Origin of the sequence: Caballeronia sp. LZ001 (assembly GCF_031450875.1) — a bacterium.
Lineage (GTDB): Bacteria > Pseudomonadota > Gammaproteobacteria > Burkholderiales > Burkholderiaceae > Caballeronia.
In genome coordinates, this window is record NZ_JARTVX010000004.1 from 4,182,899 (window position 1) to 4,203,875 (window position 20,977).

Below are 20,977 nucleotides of genomic sequence, written 5' to 3' on the forward strand. Positions count from 1 at the left end.
GCTATTTGCGCAAGCAAAAAAGCCCAGTCGAATGACTGGGCTTTTTGTATGAAACTGGGTGGCTCCCCGACCTGGGCTCGAACCAGGGACCTACGGATTAACAGTCCGGCGCTCTACCGACTGAGCTATCGGGGAACAGCTACTACGCTTGAAACGAGTCTCTGATGAGACAAAAAACCCAGCTCACAACTCGGCTGGGTTTTCCTTTGATTCTGTCTGGAACCTGCTCGATACTGAGTGGCTCCCCGACCTGGGCTCGAACCAGGGACCTACGGATTAACAGTCCGGCGCTCTACCAACTGAGCTATCGGGGAACATCTACTGCAGAGAAACGAAATTATAGGGAGCGCTTTCTGCGCTGTCAACGCTCAATCTTCATTCAATAACGGTTTTTTGCATCGAAATTGATTGATCCTGCGCGTCCGACAAATGACAGGGCGGCAAATACAGCCGGTTAGCGCTCCAGCAAATCCAGCTTTTCCTTCACGTCCTTGAATTCGTCGGCTTCCGGCAGCGGCGCCTTGGTCTTCGTGATGCTCGGCCAGTTGCGCGCGAGTTCCGCGTTCAGTTCGGTGAAGTGCTGCTGGTCGCCGGGAACGTCTTCTTCGGCATAGATTGCATTCACCGGGCATTCGGCCACGCACACGGCGCAGTCGATGCATTCGTCCGGATCGATCGCGAGAAAGTTGGGACCTTCGCGGAAGCAATCCACCGGGCACACGTCCACACAATCGGTGTAGCGGCACTTGATGCAGCTTTCGGTCACAACGTGAGTCATTCAGGCTCCTGCATGCGCAATTCGGGGGAGGGCGGCGTTTTTAGATGACCATATGGGCAGCGGCACAGGGCCGTGCGCGGCTCGCTCGCCAAAACGCATATTGTAGCGTAACGGTAAAAGGCGACGCGAGCGCCGCGCCATGCGCCTTATATCGATTCGTGATTAATGTATGCGGCTTTCCTAAAAGGGCCGGGGCGGCAGGATGCCGTGCACGCATTCGGGTAACATGAACGGACAGCGCGCGGCGCGTCTCGTCAATAGCGGTCGGTAGCGGCCGATACAGCGCGCGGGCATCCTTGCATCGATGTACAAGCCAGAACCATGATCATCAATTCGCTGCTCGATACCGATCTCTACAAATTCACCATGATGCAGGTGGTCCTGCATCATTTCCCGGCGGCGCACGTCGAGTATCGCTTTCGCTGCCGCACGCCGGAAGTGGATCTGGTGCCGTTCATCGACGAGATTCGGGACGAGGTGCGTCAACTCTGCAACCTGCGCTTCAAGGAAGAAGAGCTCGACTATCTGCGGCGAATGCGCTTCATCAAGAGCGACTTCATCGACTTTCTCGCGCTCTTTCATCTGAACGAGAAGTCCATTCGCATCGCGCCGTCGAAGAAGGGCAACGGCGAGATCGACATCGAAATAGAAGGGCCTTGGCTGCACACCATTCTCTTCGAGATTCCGGTGCTGGCCATTGTCAACGAAGTGTATTTCCGCAATACGCAGAAAAAGCCCGAGTACGAAACCGGGCGCGAACGTCTGCGCGACAAGATCAAACTGCTCGCCACACCGCCCGAATATTCGGACTGCAAGATTGCCGATTACGGCACGCGCCGCCGCTTTTCGGGCCAATGGCACGAGGAAGTCGTGCTAACGCTCAAGGAGCGGCTCGGCGAACAGTTCGCGGGCACGAGCAACGTGTTCTACGCGATGAAGCATGGTTTGCGTCCGCTCGGCACCATGGCGCATGAGTACCTGCAAGCGTGTCAGGCGCTCGGCCCGCGTCTGCGCGACTCGCAGATCTTCGGCTTCGAGATGTGGGCGAAGGAATATCGCGGCGACCTGGGTATCGCGCTGTCGGATGTCTACGGCATGAAGGCGTTCCTGCGCGACTTCGACATGTACTTCTGCAAGCTCTTCGACGGCGCGCGCCACGATTCCGGCGATCCCTTCGACTGGGGCGAACGCCTCATCCGGCATTACGAGGAAAACCGCTGCGATCCGCGCACCAAGGTGCTCGTGTTCTCGGACGCGCTGGATATTCCGAAGGTGCTGCAACTGTATGAGCGTTTCCGCGGGCGCTGTCAGCTCGCGTTCGGCGTCGGCACGAATCTCACGAATGACCTGGGCTATCAGCCGTTGCAGATCGTCATCAAGATGGTTCGCTGCAATGGTCAGCCGGTGGCGAAACTCTCCGATTCCCCCGGCAAGAACATGTGCGACGACAAGGCCTATCTGGCTTATCTGAGGCAAGTGTTCGGCATCGAGAAGCAAGCGGGCGAGACCGACTGACGCTTGGTTCGTGCTTTGTTCCCGCGCGCGGCCTATGCCTTTCGGCCGAGGTGCGCGCGCTCAAGACCGCTCGATATAATTCGATCGTGCCGCCAGGACTCGTGGTGCGCACGCATCCGGAACACTCTCGCACTCGTAAGGACGGCACCATGGACACATCGGCGGCGCGCCGCAATATTCTCGCGCGCATACGCAGCGCGCAGGGCAGACGCGATGAGCCGACCGAAGCCGAGCGTGCCACCGCGAACGACTATCTGACGCGTCATCCCGAAGGTCCGCGCCCGCCGTTGCCCGACACCCGCGACGCGCTCATCGCGCGGTTCCGGCTCGAAGCCGAACGGCTCTCGACCACCGTCGCCGAAGTCGCCGCGCTCGGCGATGCTCCCGCCGAAGCCGCGCGCTACCTCCGCTCGTTGAATCTTGCCACCGATGCCGTCGCATGGCCTGCGTTGGCTGAGTTGCCGTGGGCCCAGGCGGGCATTCAGGCGTCGTTACGCAAGCCGGAAGACGCGGATCTCGTCGGCATCACGGGCTGCTTTTGCGCGACGGCTGAAACCGGGTCGCTCGTGTTGCTGTCCGGCCCGGATACGCCCGCGTCCGGCGCGCTCTTGCCGCAGACGCATATCGCGGTCGTGCCGGCTTCGCGCATCGTCGCGGCGCATGAAGACGCCTTCGCACTGATTCGCGCCGAACGGGGCGAACTGCCGCGTGCGGTGAACTTCGTTTCCGGGCCGTCGCGCACCGGCGATATCGAGCAGACCATCGTGCTGGGCGCGCATGGGCCGTATCGCGTGCATGTAATCGTCGTGACCGAAGCGTGAGCGCAGTGCGGTCTCTTCTCCTCGGCTGCATGGCATTGCTCGGCGCGATGTCGAACGCGTCGGCGGCCACGGTCGATGGCGCGAGCTTGTCGGCGGCGTGGGGCGTTCCGTTCTTCGGCATGCTGCTTTCCATCGCGGTGTTTCCGCTCGTCGCGGCGAAGCTCTGGCATCACCACTTCGGCAAGATCGCGTTGCTCTGGGCGCTCGCGTTTCTCGTACCCTTCGCGGCTGCGTTCGGCGGCGGCACGGCGCTCGGCGTATTCGTTCACGCGATGCTCGAAGAGTACATACCGTTCATCGTTTTGCTGGCTTCCTTGTACACGGTCGCGGGCGGCATTTGCGTGCACGGCGATCTTCGCGGCTCGCCGCGTCTGAATGCCTCGTTGCTCGCACTGGGAACCGTGCTGGCAAGCCTCATGGGCACGACCGGCGCGGCCATGCTGCTGATCCGCCCGCTCTTGCGCGCCAACGAAAACCGCAGGCATGTCGTGCATGTGGTCGTGTTCTTCATCTTTCTCGTGGCAAACGTGGGCGGCTCGTTGTCGCCGCTCGGCGATCCACCTTTGTTCCTCGGCTTTCTGAACGGCGTCGGTTTCTTCTGGACGACCACGCATCTCTTTCTGCCGATGCTCCTCGTCTCCGTCGTTCTCCTCGCGCTCTTCTACGCGCTGGATACGTATTTCTGGCGCAAGGAAGAAAAAACGCAACCCGGCTTGGTCGGGACGATTGCAGTTCGCATCGACGGCAGGATCAACTTTTTGCTGCTCGCGGCGGTCGTCGCGTTGGTGCTGATGAGCGGCATCTGGAAGCCGGGCGTCGTGTTCGATGTGTACGGCACGCATCTGCATTTGCAGAACGTCGTGCGCGACGCGGCTTTGGTGATCGTGCTGCTCGCATCGCTCGTCCTCACGCCGAAAAGCGCGCGCGAGGGCAACGCGTTCGGCTGGGCGCCTATCGAAGAAGTGGCGAAGCTTTTCGCGGCCATTTTCATCACCATCGCGCCGGTCATCACGATTCTGCGCGCGGGCGAGTCGGGCGCGTTCGCGGGCATCGTGCACGCGGTGTCCGACCAAGGCAAGCCGCACGATCTCGCCTATTTCTGGGCCACGGGCATCCTGTCTTCGTTCCTCGATAACGCGCCGACGTATCTCGTGTTCTTCAATCTCGCGGGCGGCGACGCTCCCACGCTCATGACCACGGGCGCGTCCACACTCGCGGCAATCTCGGCGGGCGCGGTCTTCATGGGCGCGAACACGTATATCGGCAATGCGCCGAATTTCATGGTGAAGGCAATCGCCGAATCGCGCGGCATTCGCATGCCGGGCTTCTTCGGTTATATGGGATGGTCTGGCATCGTCCTGTTGCCGTTATTCGCCGTCTTGGGCTGGCTATTTTTCTAGGAGCAATTCGATGAAGAAGGTGCTTGTTGCGCGTCCCACTTTTCCCGATGTGGTCGAACGTCTGAAACAGTATTTCGAAGTCGATCTGAATCCGGGCGACGTGCTTGGCCAGGAGGAGTTTCGCGCGCGTCTGGCCGACAAGGACGGCGCGTTCACTGCCGGCGAGATGGTCGGCGAAACGGAACTGGCGGGCTCGCCGAACCTGAAAGTCGTCGCGAACATGGCGGTCGGCTACAACAACTTCGACATGCACGCATTCGACGCGCACAAGGTGCTCGGCACCAACACGCCCAACGTGCTGAACGAAACCACTGCCGACTTCGGCTGGGCGCTCATGATGGCAGCGGCCCGGCGCGTGACCGAATCCGAGCACTTTCTGCGCGCGGGCAAATGGCAGAAGTGGAGTTTCGATTCGTTCCTCGGCACCGACGTGTACGGCTCGACGCTCGGCGTGATCGGCATGGGCCGGATCGGGCAAGCGCTGGCGCGCCGCGCGGTGGGCTTCGACATGCGCGTGATCTATCACAACCGTTCGCGCGTCGCGCCGGAGATCGAGTCGCAACTCAACGCGGAGTACGCGTCGAAGGAAGACTTGTTGAAGCGCGCGGATCACGTCGTGCTCGTGCTGCCTTACACCAAGGAGAACCATCACACCATCGGCGCGGCCGAACTCGCGTTGATGAAGCCGACGGCCACGCTTACCAACATCGCGCGCGGCGGAATCGTCGACGATTCGGCGTTGATCGCCGCGCTGCGCGAGAAGCGTATCGCGGCTGCGGGGATCGACGTGTTCGAAGGCGAACCCGACTTCAATCCCGATTTCCTGTTGCTCGACAACGTCGCGTTGACGCCGCATATCGCGAGCGCCACCGAGTCGACGCGCCGCGCGATGGCGAATCTCGCCGCGGACAATCTCATCGCCGGTTTGGGTGAGGGACCGCGCGCCGGCAATCCGCCGAATCCGATCAACCCGGACGTGCTGAAAAAATGATCGAACTGTTGTACGGCGCGATCGCGCTCCTGGCGATTGCGCTTCTGGTTGCGCTCGTCGTCCTGTTTGCGACGATGCGGCGCACGTCCCGCGTCGATATCGAAGAGGAATTCGTCGCGCTCACCGACCGCGTGAACGACATGGGCGAGGCGCAGGCGCGCGCGCAGGAGCGGCTCGAACGCGGCTTGCGTGGCGATATCGCGGAGAGCGCGCGCGTCTCGCGCATGGAATCGCAAAGCGGCTTCACGCAGTTTCATCAGACGCTCGCGACGCAGTTGGCGAGCACGTCGAGCGTGCAGAACGCGCAGTTCGACGCGCTTGCGCAGCAACTCGCGCAGCAGAGTCAGCAGGCGCGCGACGATCAGGGCAACGCGCTCAAGCGCTTCGCCGACTCCATGACTTTGCATCTCGGCCAGCTATCGGAAGCGAACGAACGGCGGCTCGGCGAAGTGCGCGCGACGCTCGAAGCGCGCCTCAAGGACATCGAGGCGAACAACTCGGCGAAGCTCGATGAAATGCGCCGCACCGTCGATGAAAAGCTGCATTCCACGCTGGAGCAGCGGCTCGGCGAATCGTTCAAGCTGGTGTCGGACCGGCTCGAACAAGTGCATCGGGGCTTGGGCGAGATGCAGACGCTCGCGGCGGGCGTCGGCGATCTGAAGAAGGTGCTGACCAACGTCAAGACGCGCGGCATTTGGGGCGAAGTGCAACTGGAGTCGTTGCTTGAACAGTTGCTCACGCCGGATCAATACGCGAAGAACGTCGCGACCGTGCCCAAGAGCAACGAACGCGTGGAGTTTGCAGTCAAATTGCCGGGCCGTCACGACACGCCGGGCGCGCCGGGCGATGCCGCGACGCCGGTGTGGCTGCCTATCGACGCCAAGTTTCCGCGCGAGGACTACGAGCGTCTCGTCGATGCGCAAGATCGCGCAGATCCCGTCGGTGTGGAAGAGGCCGCGCGTGCGCTCGAAGGACGCTTGCGCGCGGAGGCGCGTTCCATCGCGCAGAAGTACGTGTCGCCGCCGCATACGACCGACTTCGCGTTGCTGTTTTTGCCGACCGAGGGTTTGTATGCCGAAGTGCTGCGGCGTCCGGGTCTGACCGACTATCTACAGCGCGAGCATCGCGTGAGCGTGGCCGGTCCGACTACACTCACGGCGCTGCTCAACAGTCTGCAAATGGGCTTCAGGACGCTCGCTATCGAAAAGCGGTCGAGCGAGGTGTGGCAGGTGCTCGGCGCGGTGAAAACCGAGTTCAACAAGTTCGGCGATGTACTCGCGAAGACGAAGTCGCAGCTCGAAACCGTCACGCGCTCGATTGAAGCGGCGCAGACGCGCACGCGTCAAATGGGCAAGCGCCTGCGCGACGTGGAAGCGCTTCCGGGTGAGGAAGCGCGCGGTCTGCTCGGGGATGACGAGGCCGCGCTGCCGCGAGATGGGGACGACGAGCTTTGACGAGCTTCAGATGAAAAGCGGCCTGCGCGTCAGCGATGCAACCGCGTCTACGAAGCCAACCGCTCCAGCGACTCACCGGTGATACGCACGATGCGCCAGTCCGGCAATACGGTTGCGCCCATCTTTTCATAGAAGTCGATGGCGTTCTGATTCCAGTCCAGCACCGACCATTCGAAGCGGCCGCACTGACGCTCGACCGCAAGTGCCGCAAGCCGCTTGAGCATCTGCGTGCCGAGGCCGCTGCCGCGCAACGTCGGGCGCACGTAGAGATCTTCCAGATACAGCCCGCGCTTGCCGAGAAACGTGGAGAAGTTATGGAAGAAGAGCGCATAGCCGACCACTTCGCCCGCCTGTTCCGCGACCAGCGCTTCGGCTGACGGACGCGCGCCGAAGAGCGCATCGCGCACGCCGTCTTCGGTCGCGATAAACAAATGCGTGAGCTTCTCGAATTCCGCGAGTTCGTACATCAGCGCGTGGATCGCGCCGATATCGGCGGGCGTGGCGGGGCGAATCGACGCGCCGCTCACGCTTCCTCCGGTGCGTCGGACAACACGATTTCTATGCCGCCGAAACGCGACGCCACCCAGTTATAAGCATGGCACGCAATCCACAACAGCACGAAGCCAAGGATTGCGTTGAGCAGCAGCGCGCTCGTGACCGTGCTCACTTCCACCGAGCCGTATCGCACGAACGCGACCACCACGCCAAGCAGCACGATCGGCACGCTGAAAGTCAGATACACGAGGATCAGGGCCTTGGCCGTCTGTCCGGGTGCAATGGATGAGATCTGCTTTTTCATGGACTAAAAACCCGTCTATCGATAAAAAATGGTGGTGATCGCGTCGCCGTGCTTTTTGGCGCGCTCAAACGAGGCCGTCGAACGGCACGATATTTACGGAATCGCCCGTTTCGACATTGCCGCGATCGTGTTCGAGCACGATGAAGCAATTGGCCCGGCTCATGGAACTCAGCACGCCTGAACCTTGCGGCCCGGTGGTCACGACGCTCCATTGTCCGTCGGCGCGGCGGCTTGCAATGCCGCGCTGAAATTCCGTGCGGCCCGCGCGCTTTTTGATCGGCTCGGCGCAGGTCGCGCGAATCTCGATGAGCGGCTGACGTGCGGCGCCCGACATGGCCAGCAAGGCTTCACGGACGATGAAGTAGAACGTGGCCATCACGGCAACGGGGTTCCCCGGCAAGCCGAAGAAGAGCGCCGATTCGCCCGTGCCCGCGCGCGGTCCCGACCACAAGCGGCCGAATGCGAGCGGGCGGCCGGGACGCATGGCGATCTTCCAGAACGCGACGTCGCCGAGCGAGTTCATCAGTTCGCGCGTGAAATCGGCGTCGCCAACGGAAACGCCTCCCGAGCTGATGACGACATCCGCTGCTTGCGCCGCTTCGCGCAACGCCTTCTCCAGCGATGCCCGGTCGTCGCGCACGATGCCCAGATCGACCGTCTCGACGTCGAGGCGGCGCAGCATCGCGAAAAGGGTGTAGCGGTTGCTGTCGTAAAGGCTGCCGGGCGCAAGCGGTTCGCCGACGGAGCGCAATTCGTCGCCCGTGGAAAAGAACGCGACGACGAGACGCTTCCGCACCGCGACTTCGGCGATTCCGAGCGACGCGAGCAAACCGAGGTCGGACGCCCGCACGATACGGCCTGCTTGCAAAGCGGCCTTGCCGCGAGCCAAGTCTTCGCCAGCGAGCCGCCGGTTCTGGCCTTCGCTTACGACGGTTGATGGGAAGCGAATGACGTCGTCATCGCGCGTGACGAGTTCTTGCGGCACGACGGTGTCGCAGCCCGGCGGAATCAGCGCGCCCGTCATGATGCGCACGCATTGAGCCGAGTTGGGTTCGGCGCTGAAAGGACGTCCGGCGAGCGCGATACCCGCGACGTTCAGTTCGACGGCATCGCGCGCGGCATTGAGCGCGGCGCTTTTGAACGCGTAGCCGTCCATTGCGGAGTTGTCGAATGCCGGGACATCGATGGGCGAGATCACGTCTTCGGCGAGCACGCGGCCGAGCGCTTCATAAAGACTTACGCGTCCGACACGCCCGGCATTTCCACGCGGCATGGCCCACTGACGAACGATTTCCTGCGCGGCCGCAACCGGCAGCGCGTTCGGATCGTAGTAAGTGACGCAAGCGGAGAAGGGCCTGGACGTGGTCATGAATCGGAATGGTCGCGACCGAAGTCGGGAAGGACAGCGATGCTGGAACCGGCTGAACCTGAACGAATGCGCGTGGCTAACGACGCGCCAGTTCAGCTAGCTGATACAAATCATTGATATTGTAAAACGCGCGATCATCGTGAAATGGCACTTGCACCGCCTTGTGGCGCGCGTACCACGCACGGACCTTGCGTTCGCCGGCGGCGAGCCAGGCGTCGAGATCGTCGGCGAGCGAGGTTCGAATCAGCGCGAATACCGGATGCGCGATGCGCGTTTCGTCCGTATCGACGGTCGCGGCATAAGCGATGTCCGCGCCATGTTCGTCGAGCGCGCGTCGCAACGTGGTGCCGAGTTGCGGATCGACGAAAGGCGCGTCGCAAGGCGCGGTCAGCACGAACTCGGTGTGCGCCGCGCGCAATGCAGTGGCGATGCCGGCAAGCGGGCCGGGATAATCGGCGAGCGAATCGGCGATGACGCGTGCATCGAAACGCATAGCGAGCCGAGCGTAGTCGTCGCCCGAACGATTCGCGCTGATGAGCATGGCGTCCGTCTGCGGCGCGAGGCGGCGCAGCACATGCAACGCGAGCGGTTCGTCGCGCAGGAGCTGTAGTCCCTTGTCGACGCCGCCCATGCGCGAGCCGCGTCCGCCCGCGAGCACGAGTCCGGTAGTCTGATTTTCCGGAGCCACGGGCATCAACCGCCGATGTACGACATCTCGACGCGCGGCGCTTCACGGCGCGCGTTTCCCGCCGCGCTGCCGCGCAATTGCGAGTAGCGATCGCCGCGCGCGTGCCAGATGTGCGCAACGGCGTTGGCGACGTCGGCATCGCTCGCGCCGCCGCGAATGAGCGCGCGCAGATCGTGGCCGGACGTGGCGAAAAGGCAGAGGTACAGCTTGCCTTCGGTCGAGAGCCGCGCGCGCGTGCAAGTGCCGCAGAACGCGCGCGTGACGCTCGAAATCACGCCGATCTCTCCGCTGCCGTCGAGATAGCCCCAGCGTTGCGCGGTTTCGGCGGCCGTATGCGCTTCGAGCGGCGCGAGCGCGAAGTGCTCGGCGATCCGCTCGACGACTTGCGCGGACGGCAACACCTCGCTCATGTTCCAGCCGTTCGACGCACCGACATCCATGTATTCGATGAAGCGCAGCACCACGCCGCTGCCCTTGAAGTGACGCGCCATCGGCACGACTTCCTGATCGTTCGTGCCGCGCTTGACGACCATGTTGACCTTGATCGGCAAAAGGCCCGCCGACTGCGCGGCTTCGATGCCGTCGAGCACGTCGGCCACGGCGAAATCGGCGTCGTTCATGCGGCGAAAGAGCGTGTCGTCGAGCGCATCCAGACTGACCGTGACGCGCGACAGCCCCGCATCCTTGAGCGAACGTGCCTTGCGCGCGAGCAGCGATCCGTTGGTGGTCAGCGTGAGATCGAGCGGACGGCCTTCGGGCGTGCGCAGAAGCGCGAGTCGTTCGATCAGAAATTCGATGTTCTTGCGCAGTAGCGGCTCACCGCCCGTCAAACGGATTTTTTCGACGCCGTGGGCCACGAAGACGCGCGCCAGCCGCTCGATTTCCTCGAACGAGAGCAGGGCGGAATGCGGCAGAAACGGGTAGTCCTTGTCGAACACGTCGCGCGGCATGCAGTAGACGCAGCGGAAGTTGCAGCGATCCGTGACCGAGATGCGCAGATCGCGCAGCGGACGCGCGAGCGTGTCCGTCAGCAACCCGGATGGCAATGCCACCGCGCCGGAAAAATCCGGAATGGCGCTGACATCGGCTAAGGGGATGATGCGTCGGGACATGGCGGCGGTCTTGCTCGGCTCGGAGGCTTGTTCGAATAGTAGAAGCACGCAGTCATTTTAGCGGAACGCGGCGAACCAGTCGTCTTACCCTTTGGTACAGGCTTTCCATACCTAGGCGTCAAAAAAAAACGCCATCGACGTTAGCCGATGGCGTTTTTCCTGCGCAACCGGGCGTTCCGTGGAACGCCCGGCGGCGGCACTACGCTTACTGCGCGTCTTTGCCGGTTTCCACTTGCTGCATCGGCGCGGCGCTCACAGGCGGCAGCGGCTTGCGCTCGCGCGGCACGCGTGCCGGCGCGGCTTCGCGCTCGGCTGCGGCGTTGGCGTCGCGCAGCTTGCTGGCGTCCGTGTTGACCCAGACGAGGCCGGCGGATTCGAGCATCGGCTGCAACGCTTCCGTCGATACCGGCGTCGCGGCCGGTGCAGCCGCGGGCGCGGCGGCTTTCACCGGCTCTGCTTCCACTGCGACGGGCTGCGAAGCCACTGCCGTTTCGATCACGCTTTCAGTCGTCACCGTTTCCACGGCCTGGACCTGCACGGGCGGAACCGAAGTCGCCTCAGGCGTCGCTGCAACCGCGGCGACCTTGACGGGTTCGGCGGGTTCGGCCCGTACCGGCGCGGCTTCGGCGGACGGCGTTTCCGCGATTGCCTCAGCCGGAGCTTCGGCCGGCTTGGCCGTTTCGACTGGCTTCGCGGTTTCGACAGGCGCGGCCACTTCGACAGGCTTCGCTTCTTCCACGGCTGCGGGAGCAGCAGACGTGGCAGGCGCGAAAGGATCGGCGGGCTTCGTTTCCGCGAGTTTCGGCGTCGGGCCGAACGGGTTATCGACCGCGAGCGACGCATCCGGCTTCGCGAAAAACTCCGGCGCCGGTTCGGGCGTCGTCGCCTTCAACTGCGCGTTCGCTTCGATAGCCTCGGTCTGCGACGGCTGCTCGACGCGCACAGGCGCTTGCACCGGTGCAGCGACGGCTTGCTCGGGCGCCTTCTCCACGCTGCGTTCGGCGACAGGCTGCGGCGCGGCAACGGCCGGACGCGGTTCGCGACGCGCGGCGGCTTCTTGCGCGGCTTCGGCATCGAATACGCCAGCTTGCGCCGACATGCTTTCGGCTGCGCCTTCCGCTTCGGCGACATCGGCGGCGTGATTCACCGTCGTGCCGTCATCTTCACGTTCGCGACGACCGCCACGACGACCGCGACGGCGGCGACGACGCTCTTCGCCATCACGCGCGGCTTGTTCCGCCGACACCGCGTCGAGACCGTTTTGCTGCGCGAAGTCGTCGTCGGTTTGCGCCGTTTCGACGATCTCCGACGGCACCGCTTCGCTTGGCGTCAGTGCTTCGACGACGGTTTCGACCTGCGGCTTGCGACGCTCGCCACGTTCCGGACGCTCGGTGCGTTCCGGACGATCGCCACGTTCACCACGCTCGCCGCGATCCGCACGCTCGCGTCGTTCCGGACGCTCCGCAGCCTCGGCGCGCGGTGCGCGTTCGGCGTTTCGGTCCTGATTGCGTTCGCGCGGCTCACGTGCCTCACGCGGCTCGCGGGGCTCGCGCGCCTCGCGGGGTTCGCGTCCTTCACGTCCTTCGCGTGCTTCACGCGGCTCGCGAACTTCGCGCAATTCACGGCCTTCGCGACCCGGACGCGCCTCGCGGTCTTCACGGCGCGCGCCTTGACGGCCCGTGCCATTGCCGCCGCCAACCGCGCCATTCACGCCGTTTGCGCCGGCAGCGGCACCCACGGCCGCGCCATCGCGATTCGCACCGCCACGGCGATTACGGTTGCGATCGCCGCCGCCCGTGCGTTCGCCGCGCTCCGGGCGCTCGCGTGGCGCGCGCGTGGCGGGTTGCGCTTCGACCGGCGCGGGCGCCGGTTTGACTTCAGGCTGAATGCCGAACAGGTTCTTGATCCACGCGATGAACCCGCCGCTCGCCGGCTCCGGCGTCGCTGCAACGGGCGCGGCCTCGACCGGCGCCGGTTTGACCGGCGCGCTCGGCGCGGGCTTCTCGGGCGTGATGCCCTTGACCGCCGCTTCCTGCTTCGGCTTTACTTCCTCGGTGCGTTTGCTGTAGCCGGTTTCCGATTCCATCTCGGTTGCCGCTTCCACTGCCATCTTCCACGAGGCGCGCGGTTCGTCGAGACGGGCATCGTCGTGACGCAGACGCTCCAGCTTGTAATGCGGCGTCTCCAGATGCTTGTTCGGAATCAGAACGACGTTGACCTTGAAGCGCGACTCGATCTTGTTGATTTCCGAGCGCTTTTCGTTCAACAAGAAAGCGGTCACTTCGACCGGCACCTGGCAATGAATCGCCGCGGTGTTTTCCTTCATCGCTTCTTCCTGAATGATCCGCAGCACTTGCAGCGCGGACGACTCGGTATCGCGGATATGGCCCGTGCCGTTACAACGCGGGCAGGTGACGTGGCTGCCTTCGGAGAGTGCCGGACGCAGCCGCTGACGCGACAGTTCCATCAACCCGAAGCGCGAAATCTTGCCCATTTGTACGCGCGCACGGTCGTGCTTGAGCGCGTCTTTCAGGCGCTGTTCGACCTCGCGCTGGCTTTTTGCCGACTCCATGTCGATGAAGTCGATCACGATCAGCCCACCCAGATCGCGCAGACGCAACTGGCGCGCGACTTCGTCGGCGGCTTCCAGATTGGTGCGCGTGGCGGTTTCCTCGATGTCGGCGCCCTTGGTCGCGCGCGCCGAGTTCACGTCGATGGCGACGAGCGCCTCGGTGTGATCGATCACGATCGCGCCGCCCGAAGGCAGCGGCACCGTGCGCGAGTACGCGGTTTCAATCTGATGCTCGATCTGGAAACGCGAGAACAGCGGCACGTCGTCGTGATAGCGCTTCACCTTTTGCAGGTTGTCGGGCATCACGATGTCCATGAAGGCGCGCGCCTGATCATGAATTTCGGTCGTGTCGATGAGAATTTCGCCGATATCCGGCTGGAAATAGTCGCGAATCGCGCGAATGACGAGGCTCGATTCGAGATAAATCAGCATGGGCTGGCCGGCGACGCCGCTCTGCGACGCGGCTTCGATCGCCCGCCACAGTTGCATCAGGTAATTCAGGTCCCACTGGAGTTCTTCGGCCGAGCGTCCGATCCCCGCTGTGCGCGCGATGATGCTCATGCCTTCCGGCAGTTCGAGCTGCGCCATGGTTTCGCGCAGTTCCTGCCGCTCGTCGCCTTCGATCCGGCGCGACACGCCGCCGCCGCGCGGGTTGTTCGGCATCAGGACGAGATAGCGTCCGGCGAGCGAAATGAACGTGGTCAGCGCCGCGCCCTTGTTGCCGCGCTCTTCCTTTTCGACCTGAACGATCAGTTCCTGGCCTTCGCGCAGCGCGTCCTGAATGCGCGCGGAGCGCATCTCGATGCCGTCGCGAAAATATTGGCGGGCGACTTCCTTGAACGGCAGAAAACCGTGGCGGTCCTCGCCGTAGTTGACGAAACAGGCTTCGAGCGACGGCTCGATGCGGGTGACGACTCCCTTGTAGATGTTGCCTTTGCGCTGTTCGCGCCCGGCGGTTTCGATGTCGATATCGATGAGCTTCTGCCCATCGACGATGGCGACGCGGAGTTCTTCCTGCTGCGTCGCATTAAACAGCATGCGTTTCATTGAACGGCTCCAGAGCGGCTCTGCCGTCCCTCATCTTGCGAATCGGCGCGGAGTTCGAACCCGTGGTCGAACATCGGCGGGCGAAGCGGGAGGGCGAGCGTGCCGCGCTTTTTGTGTGTTGTCACAAAGCACGCTGGAGCGGGACTTCTGGCGGGAGAATTGCCGAAAGCGGGCACGGGCGCATGAGCGGGCCGGGCCGTGGGGCACCTTGCGACAACTGGGAGGCGCGCCGATACGGTGCGCTGCGCGGTAAAACGCGTCGAGGAAAAACGGCGGCGCCGGGGGTTTCGCGTCTCAAATTAGACGCGCCAAACCCGCTGCGCTCTTCGAACAGAGCCTTCTCCTCCGACGGCGGCAATGCAGGAGGGCGGCCTCGCGTAATTTCGCGCGATGCTTCTTCGCCGACCTCGACCCTTGCCTGACCGCGCTGGCACGGCCGCAGACCCGAAAGCTCCGCTGGCGTGCCGCATGTCTCGCCTCACTGCGACGTTTTTTAACTGCTATCGCGCTTCGCCGGAATCAGCGCAGCCGCGATGTCGTCGCGAGTTGTTCGCAATCGGCGAGCTTCGATTTGCCGTTCGTCCCGTTGCTCGATGGCAGGGGAAAATCTGGGCGGGCGACCGGCTTCAACGACCGGGCGCCATCGCTTCTCGCCGATAAAAATTCTTTTTGACCAAAAATCCGTTACCGATCGACGATCACTCGACCGAACGCGCCTGTGGGCCCCGTCCCTGCCGGTGATATCGCCGTGCGTGCAACTTGTTGCTCGATTTTCCGGGCGAGCAACCGGCCCTGGGCGCAAGTAAAATGATGGTTTATTGCTTGCACCTGTACAGTCTGATAGTTCGCAGCCACGGTTTTCGTGCCACGCTGTTTTTCAGACTGCTCGCAAATTATATTCAGAATGAATGAGTTAGGCAAAACATCCCATAAACAGGTCGCAAGCGAGCAGGTGTCGATGATCGAAATCGACGAAACCGCTGCCGGTCAGCGCATCGACAATTTTCTCTTGCGCGTCTGCAAGGGCGTGCCCAAAAGCCATATTTACCGAATTCTGCGCAGCGGCGAAGTGCGCGTGAACAAAGGCCGAATCGATTCCGCGTACCGGCTCGAAATCGGCGATCTCGTGCGCGTGCCGCCCATTCGTGTCGCGCAGCCAGATGAAAAACCGCTGTCGTCGAACGCGCCGGCCGCTGAATTCCCCATCATTTTCGAGGACGACCATTTGATCGTCATCGACAAACCGTCGGGCGTCGCGGTACACGGCGGAAGCGGCGTGGCGTTCGGCGTCATCGAACAATTGCGCAACGCGCGCCCGCACGCGAAATTTCTCGAACTCGTGCATCGGCTGGATCGCGAGACGTCCGGTGTGCTCATGCTTGCCAAAAAGCGTGCGGCGCTCGTCAATCTGCACGAGCAGATTCGTGAGAATCGCGTCGACAAACGTTACTACGCGCTCGGACATGGCGACTGGCCAAGCGACTGGGGACGGCGGCGTATCGTCAAGGAGCCGCTGCACAAGTACGTGGCGGCGGACGGCGAGCGGCGCGTGCGGATTCAGGAGAACGGTCTGCCGTCGCATACGGTTTTCAATCTGATCGAGCGCTGGGACGACTACGCTTGGGTCGAGGCCGAACTTAAAACGGGCCGCACGCACCAGATTCGCGTGCATATGGCGAGTCTCGGCCTGCCTATTGCGGGCGATGCCAAATACGGCGATTTCGCGCTCAACAAGGAGCTCGCGCGTCCGAACGCGAAACCGTCGCTCAAACGCATGTTTTTGCACGCTTATCGAATGAAAATCACGCATCCGGCGACCGGCGAGCCGCTGCAGCTCGAAGCGCCGCTGCCGGCGGAATGCCGGCGCTGCATCGACCAGCTCAAGCTCTTAAACCAAGATCAACAGTGAGACACGTTACATGGCGCGGCAGCAATTCGATTTGATCGTCTTCGACTGGGACGGCACCTTGATGGATTCGACCGCGGACATCACGCGCAGCATTCAGGCGGCATGCCGCGATCTCGGGCTGCCAGTTCCGGCCGATGAATCCGCGAGCTACGTGATCGGCCTCGGCCTCAGGGACGCGCTGCAGATTTGCGCGCCCACGCTCGATCCTTCCGAGTATCCGCGTCTGGCCGAGCGTTATCGCTATCACTTTTTGACGACCGGCCAGACGACCGAACTTTTCACTGGCGTGCGCGAGTTGCTTCGGGAACTGCGCGAAGAGGGCTATTTTCTCGCGGTGGCGACGGGCAAGAGCCGTGTCGGACTGAACCGCGCGCTCGACGAGTCGCGCCTCACGAGCCATTTCGACGCCACGCGCTGCGCCGACGAAACCTTTTCGAAGCCGCATCCGGCCATGCTCCACGAACTCACGCGCGAACTCGGCCAGGATTTGTCGCGCACGGTGATGATCGGCGACACCACGCACGACCTGCAGATGGCGATCAACGCGGGCGCGGCGGGCATCGGCGTGGGCTACGGCGCGCATCCGGCAGATTCGCTGACGAAGCTGGAACCGAAGTTCTGCGCGGATAGCATCGCGTCTCTGGCGGGCTGGCTGCGGGAGCACGCATGAGCGAGCCGACGCAAGCCGCGAACGCCGTGCGCGTGTGCGCCGCCGATGAACTCGTCGACGGCGGCGCGGGCCGGCGCCTGAACGCGGCGGACGCGAGCGGCGAAGCGGTGGTGTTCTTCGTGCGCTACGACGGCAAACCTTTCGGCTACCTCAACCGCTGCGCGCATGTCCCGATGGAACTGGACTGGGTCGAAGGCCAGTTCTTCGAAAGCTCGGGCCTATACTTGATGTGCGCAACGCACGGCGCGATCTACGAGCCCGACACGGGCAAGTGCGTCGGCGGTCCGTGCCGCGGGGCGCGTCTGCGCGCACTCGCCGTCGAGGAACGCGACACGCCCGAAGGCCGCGCGGTCTTCTGGCTGCCCGACGACACGCTGCGCCCGGCCTGAATCCCCATTTTTCCTTGAGCTGGTTTGACGACCAGAAGGCAAACGCATGTCCGACAACTTTCCTCGAAACCCGCGCGGTAACGATCGCGGCAATGACAATTGGGAGCGCGAGGCGCTCGAACGCATCGCGCTGGCATCCGTTCGCGAGCAGCGTGCGGCGCGGCGCTGGCGCATTTTCTTTCGCTTCGTATTTCTCGCGGTGATTGCCGTGATCGCCTGGCGCGTGTTCGATCTGACCGGCGACCACGTCGCCAAGAGTACGCGCCATACCGCGCTCATCGACTTGCAGGGCGAGATTTCGAGTAATGGCGATGCCAGCGCCGACAACATCGGCGGCGCGCTCGAAAGCGCGTTCGAGGACGACGGCACGGCGGGCGTGATTTTGCGCATCAACAGTCCGGGCGGCTCGCCGGTGCAGGCGGGCATTATTTATCGCGAAATCAAGCGTTTGCGGGCGAAGTATCCGAAGACGCCGCTTTACGTCGTCGTCGATGACATGTGCGCGTCGGGCGGCTATTACGTCGCGGCGGCGGCGGACAAGATCTACGTGGACAAGGCGAGCATCGTCGGCTCGATTGGCGTGCTGATGGACGGTTTCGGCTTCACCGGGCTGATGGACAAGCTCGGCATCCAGCGCCGCATGCATACGGCGGGCGCGAACAAGGGTTCGTTCGATCCGTTTTCGCCCGAGACGCCGCAGATGACCGCGCACGCCCAGGACATGCTCGATCAGATCCACGCGCAGTTCATCGACGCGGTGAAACAGGGGCGCGGCACGCGTCTGAAGGACGATCCTGACTTGTTTTCGGGAGAGTTCTGGACAGGCGAGAAGAGCGTCCAGCTTGGACTCGCGGATGGTTTCGGCGACGCCAGCTACGTCGCGCGCGAGATCATCAAGCAGCCGGATATCGTCGATTACACGCAGAAGGAAAGCATCGGCGAGAAGGTGGTGAAGCGCTTTGGCGCTTCTGTCGGCGATGCGGCGGTGCGGGCGTTGACGCTTGGCGGGAAGGTGCAGGTGCGGTGAGGGCGTGAGGGCGAGCAGCGCACAAACCCACGCCTGACCGCACCGACCTCAAGCCCCCAGCAACAGAAAAATCGCCGGCCGTTTGTGCAATTCCGGCGCGGCTTGCTTCTTCCAGTCCGCTGCCGTGCGCGTCACGATGGTTTCGCCCGGCAGCGTCAAATCCACCGCGACGCAGATCAGCGTCGATGGCGCGCAGGTCGCGATGAGCGTGTCCAGCATCGCCCGATTGCGATACGGTGTCTCAATGAAAATCTGCGTCTGGTTCGCCTTGCGCGACAGTTGTTCCAGCTCGCGCAGGCGCTTGCCGCGCTCGGCGGCATCCACGGGAAGATAGCCGTTGAACGCGAAGCTCTGGCCGTTCATGCCCGACGCCATGAGCGCGAGCAGAATTGAACTCGGTCCGACGAACGGCACGACCTTCACGCCTCGCTGATGCGCGCGCCGCACGAGCAGCGCGCCCGGATCGGCGACGGCGGGGCAGCCGGCTTCCGAGACGAGTCCCGCGTCGGCGCCGGCGAGAATCGGCGCGAGCAGTTTGTCGATTTCGCCGGGCGGCGTATTGACGTTCAGCTCCCGAACCTCGATTTCCTGAATCGGCCGCGTCGTGCCTACTTTCTTGAGGAATGCGCGCGTCGTCTTGGCGTTCTCGCCGATGTAATAGCCCAGCGCGGCTGCCTGCGCGCGCACCGGCTCGGGCAGCACTTGCGCGAGTGCTTCGGCATCGCCTTCGCCAAGCGTATTGGGGATCAGATAAAGGACGCCGCTCATGCTGCCGCTCCGAGAAGGGGGAAACCGGCCGCGCGCAACATCTTGCTCAGCGCGATGAGCGGCAGGCCGATGAGCGCGGTGGGATCGTCGGAGTCGATCGCATCGAGCAATGCAATGCCGAGCCCTTCGGACTTGGCGCTGCCCGCGCAGTCGTAGGGCGTTTCGGCGCGAAGGTAGGCTTCGATTTCGGCGTTTGTGTAATCGCGAAACTGCACGCGGGTGACGATATCGGCCGATTGCACGTTTTCCGTGGTGCTGTCGAACACGCACAGCGCGCTGTGGAAGTCGACGCCGCGGCCGCGCATCGCGCGCAGTTGCGCGACGGCGTTGTCGTGCGTGCCGGGCTTGCCGATCTGACGTCCGTCGAAGGTCGCGACCTGATCGGAGCCGATTATGAGCGCGCCCGGCGCCTCGACTGCCGCCGCGCGCGCCTTGGCGATGGAAAGACGCACGGCCGTTGCCTCGGGCGATTCGCCGGCAAGCGGCGTTTCATCGACATCGGACACGATGACATCGAAAGGTATGCGCAAACGCGCCAATAACTCGCGCCGATATGGCGAACCCGACGCCAGAACCAGGCGCCGCGTGGGCGAAGACGAAGCAAAAACGTCGGACATAAACGGAAATCAGCAAAAATGGGTGAAAAACGACGGGTTGCGAACGAGTCCTTAAGTGTTTGACTCGAAAGAACAAATCCGTTATAGTTTTGGGCTTTTCATCGGTATGGTGCTTGGGCGCTCTAGCCGGTCAATAGGGAAGAGATAACTAGTACCGCGGAATTAACAGCGGTGACGCAAACCAAGGTGACGCAAACAAAGCACGTTTGACGTCGTGCTGCAAATCCGGGCAAGCCACGCCTGCCTTTTGGCACCGGGCGGTGCATACTGACTCGTAGCAGTACCGGACTGTAGCAGCGGGCGCGTAGCCTAGTGCAGACTCAAGCGCTAACCGAAGCGCCGACCGCACCCGAACGAAACACGTACGAACAACGCACGGCACATAGCAGGAGCGCACATGACTCAGAATCCTGGCAAACCTGCGAGCCCCGCCAATCCGCGCGCGCTCGATCTTTACGATTTTGCCAAGAGCGGCAGGCAGGCAGCGGGCGCGGTCCGCGTTTCGCAACTGCCGCGCATGTTAGCCGAAGTGCCGGCAGATGCGCCAGACCGCGACACGGTGTTCACCTGGCAGGCCGAGGGATCGACCCAGCCGGAATTGCAGGACAACGGCACGGAAGCGCCGCAGCCTTATTTGCGCCTTGCGGTGCACGGCTCGGTCTATCTAATGTGCCAGCGCTGTCTTTTGCCGTATTCGCAGCATCTCGATGTCGATGCGACTGATCGGATCGTGGCGACGGAAGAAGAAGCGGACGAGTATCCGCTCGATGACGATGAAGTCGATGTGATCGTAGGCTCGCATCAGTTCGATCTGATCGACTTGATCGAAGAAGAGTTGTTGTTGGCCTTGCCGCTCGTGCCGAAGCACAACGTCTGCCCGAAGGTGCATGAAAGTCTGCTCCAGGGCGAAGACGGTGACGAAGCAGGCGAAGCGGACGGCGAACCGGGCGCTTCCGGAAAATCGGACAAGCCCAATCCGTTTGCCGTTCTGCAGAAGCTCAAGGACGACAAGAAGCATTGAACGGACTCGAAGCTTGAGCCTTGGCAATGT

19 protein-coding genes and 2 tRNA genes are annotated in these 20,977 nt (G+C 63.0%); 10 read left to right on the top strand and 11 right to left on the bottom strand.

Going from position 1 to position 20,977, the window contains the following annotated elements; genetic code table 11:
• Positions 1–59: 59 nt before the first annotated feature.
• The 3 genes from P9292_RS30585 to fdxA form a co-directional block, all read right to left on the bottom strand.
• Positions 60–135: transfer RNA gene (locus tag P9292_RS30585), tRNA-Asn, on the bottom strand.
• 103 nt (positions 136–238) lie between these two features.
• Positions 239–314 (bottom strand) — tRNA-Asn (locus P9292_RS30590).
• A 140-nt stretch (positions 315–454) separates the two neighbouring features.
• The gene (fdxA, locus tag P9292_RS30595) at positions 455–778 is read right to left on the bottom strand and encodes a ferredoxin FdxA (RefSeq protein ID WP_062633607.1); all 324 of its coding nucleotides are present in this window, start codon (positions 776–778) and stop codon (positions 455–457) included.
• Between the two features lie 321 nt (positions 779–1,099).
• Here fdxA and pncB point away from each other — a divergent pair, with 321 nt between their 5' ends.
• From pncB to P9292_RS30620, 5 genes are all read left to right on the top strand, one after another.
• On the top strand, positions 1,100–2,293 hold the full coding sequence (gene pncB / locus P9292_RS30600) for a nicotinate phosphoribosyltransferase (protein ID WP_250509316.1): 1,194 nt from the start codon (positions 1,100–1,102) through the stop codon (positions 2,291–2,293).
• Between the two features lie 149 nt (positions 2,294–2,442).
• A complete protein-coding gene (locus tag P9292_RS30605; protein ID WP_309962732.1) occupies positions 2,443–3,114 on the top strand; it encodes a lactate utilization protein C in 672 nt (223 codons plus the stop codon).
• 29 nt (positions 3,115–3,143) lie between these two features.
• Positions 3,144–4,514: a sodium:proton antiporter gene (locus P9292_RS30610; protein ID WP_309964235.1), complete on the top strand. Its 1,371-nt coding sequence runs from the start codon at positions 3,144–3,146 to the stop codon at positions 4,512–4,514.
• A 10-nt stretch (positions 4,515–4,524) separates the two neighbouring features.
• A complete protein-coding gene (locus P9292_RS30615; RefSeq protein ID WP_244825841.1) occupies positions 4,525–5,505 on the top strand; it encodes a D-glycerate dehydrogenase in 981 nt (326 codons plus the stop codon).
• A complete protein-coding gene (locus P9292_RS30620; protein WP_309962735.1) occupies positions 5,502–6,959 on the top strand; it encodes a DNA recombination protein RmuC in 1,458 nt (485 codons plus the stop codon). The genes P9292_RS30615 and P9292_RS30620 overlap by 4 nt, the downstream gene beginning before the upstream one ends.
• Before the next feature lie 47 nt (positions 6,960–7,006).
• Here P9292_RS30620 and P9292_RS30625 read toward each other — a convergent pair whose 3' ends face one another.
• The 6 genes from P9292_RS30625 to P9292_RS30650 form a co-directional block, all read right to left on the bottom strand.
• On the bottom strand, positions 7,007–7,486 hold the full coding sequence (locus P9292_RS30625) for a GNAT family N-acetyltransferase (protein WP_309962737.1): 480 nt from the start codon (positions 7,484–7,486) through the stop codon (positions 7,007–7,009).
• Positions 7,483–7,758, bottom strand: coding sequence for a hypothetical protein (locus P9292_RS30630; protein WP_049655276.1), 276 nt, complete (start codon positions 7,756–7,758; stop codon positions 7,483–7,485). The genes P9292_RS30625 and P9292_RS30630 overlap by 4 nt, the downstream gene beginning before the upstream one ends.
• Before the next feature lie 64 nt (positions 7,759–7,822).
• On the bottom strand, positions 7,823–9,127 hold the full coding sequence (gene glp / locus P9292_RS30635; RefSeq protein ID WP_309962739.1) for a gephyrin-like molybdotransferase Glp: 1,305 nt from the start codon (positions 9,125–9,127) through the stop codon (positions 7,823–7,825).
• Between the two features lie 76 nt (positions 9,128–9,203).
• Complete coding sequence (gene mobA / locus P9292_RS30640) at positions 9,204–9,821, bottom strand: molybdenum cofactor guanylyltransferase MobA (RefSeq protein ID WP_250526072.1); 618 nt, start codon at positions 9,819–9,821, stop codon at positions 9,204–9,206.
• Positions 9,821–10,927 carry a GTP 3',8-cyclase MoaA gene (gene moaA / locus P9292_RS30645; RefSeq protein WP_250465275.1) on the bottom strand — a complete coding sequence of 369 codons (1,107 nt, stop codon included), beginning with the start codon at positions 10,925–10,927 and terminating at the stop codon, positions 9,821–9,823. Before moaA ends, mobA begins: the two co-directional genes overlap by 1 nt.
• Positions 10,928–11,132: 205 nt before the next feature.
• Entirely contained in the window at positions 11,133–14,546 is a 3,414-nt protein-coding gene (locus tag P9292_RS30650) for an Rne/Rng family ribonuclease (protein WP_309962742.1), read from the bottom strand.
• Between the two features lie 904 nt (positions 14,547–15,450).
• On the opposite strand from P9292_RS30650, the gene P9292_RS30655 reads away from it, so the two are divergent.
• The 4 genes from P9292_RS30655 to P9292_RS30670 are packed head-to-tail and all read left to right on the top strand — an operon-like array spanning position 15,451 to position 18,541.
• On the top strand, positions 15,451–16,455 hold the full coding sequence (locus P9292_RS30655) for an RluA family pseudouridine synthase (RefSeq protein WP_309962744.1): 1,005 nt from the start codon (positions 15,451–15,453) through the stop codon (positions 16,453–16,455).
• 10 nt (positions 16,456–16,465) lie between these two features.
• Positions 16,466–17,125 (top strand): HAD-IA family hydrolase, encoded by a 660-nt coding sequence (locus P9292_RS30660; protein ID WP_309962746.1) that lies wholly within the window; start codon positions 16,466–16,468, stop codon positions 17,123–17,125.
• Positions 17,122–17,514, top strand: coding sequence for a Rieske 2Fe-2S domain-containing protein (locus P9292_RS30665; RefSeq protein WP_244825828.1), 393 nt, complete (start codon positions 17,122–17,124; stop codon positions 17,512–17,514). Before P9292_RS30660 ends, P9292_RS30665 begins: the two co-directional genes overlap by 4 nt.
• 46 nt (positions 17,515–17,560) lie before the next feature.
• Entirely contained in the window at positions 17,561–18,541 is a 981-nt protein-coding gene (locus P9292_RS30670) for a S49 family peptidase (protein WP_309962749.1), read from the top strand.
• Between the two features lie 48 nt (positions 18,542–18,589).
• Here P9292_RS30670 and P9292_RS30675 read toward each other — a convergent pair whose 3' ends face one another.
• Both P9292_RS30675 and P9292_RS30680 read right to left on the bottom strand, forming a co-directional pair.
• Positions 18,590–19,309 carry an SAM-dependent methyltransferase gene (locus P9292_RS30675; protein WP_250509308.1) on the bottom strand — a complete coding sequence of 240 codons (720 nt, stop codon included), beginning with the start codon at positions 19,307–19,309 and terminating at the stop codon, positions 18,590–18,592.
• Complete coding sequence (locus P9292_RS30680; RefSeq protein WP_309962751.1) at positions 19,306–19,926, bottom strand: Maf-like protein; 621 nt, start codon at positions 19,924–19,926, stop codon at positions 19,306–19,308. The genes P9292_RS30675 and P9292_RS30680 overlap by 4 nt, the downstream gene beginning before the upstream one ends.
• A gap of 397 nt (positions 19,927–20,323) precedes the next feature.
• Here P9292_RS30680 and P9292_RS30685 point away from each other — a divergent pair, with 397 nt between their 5' ends.
• Positions 20,324–20,947 carry a DUF177 domain-containing protein gene (locus tag P9292_RS30685; protein WP_244825822.1) on the top strand — a complete coding sequence of 208 codons (624 nt, stop codon included), beginning with the start codon at positions 20,324–20,326 and terminating at the stop codon, positions 20,945–20,947.
• Positions 20,948–20,977: the final 30 nt, after the last annotated feature.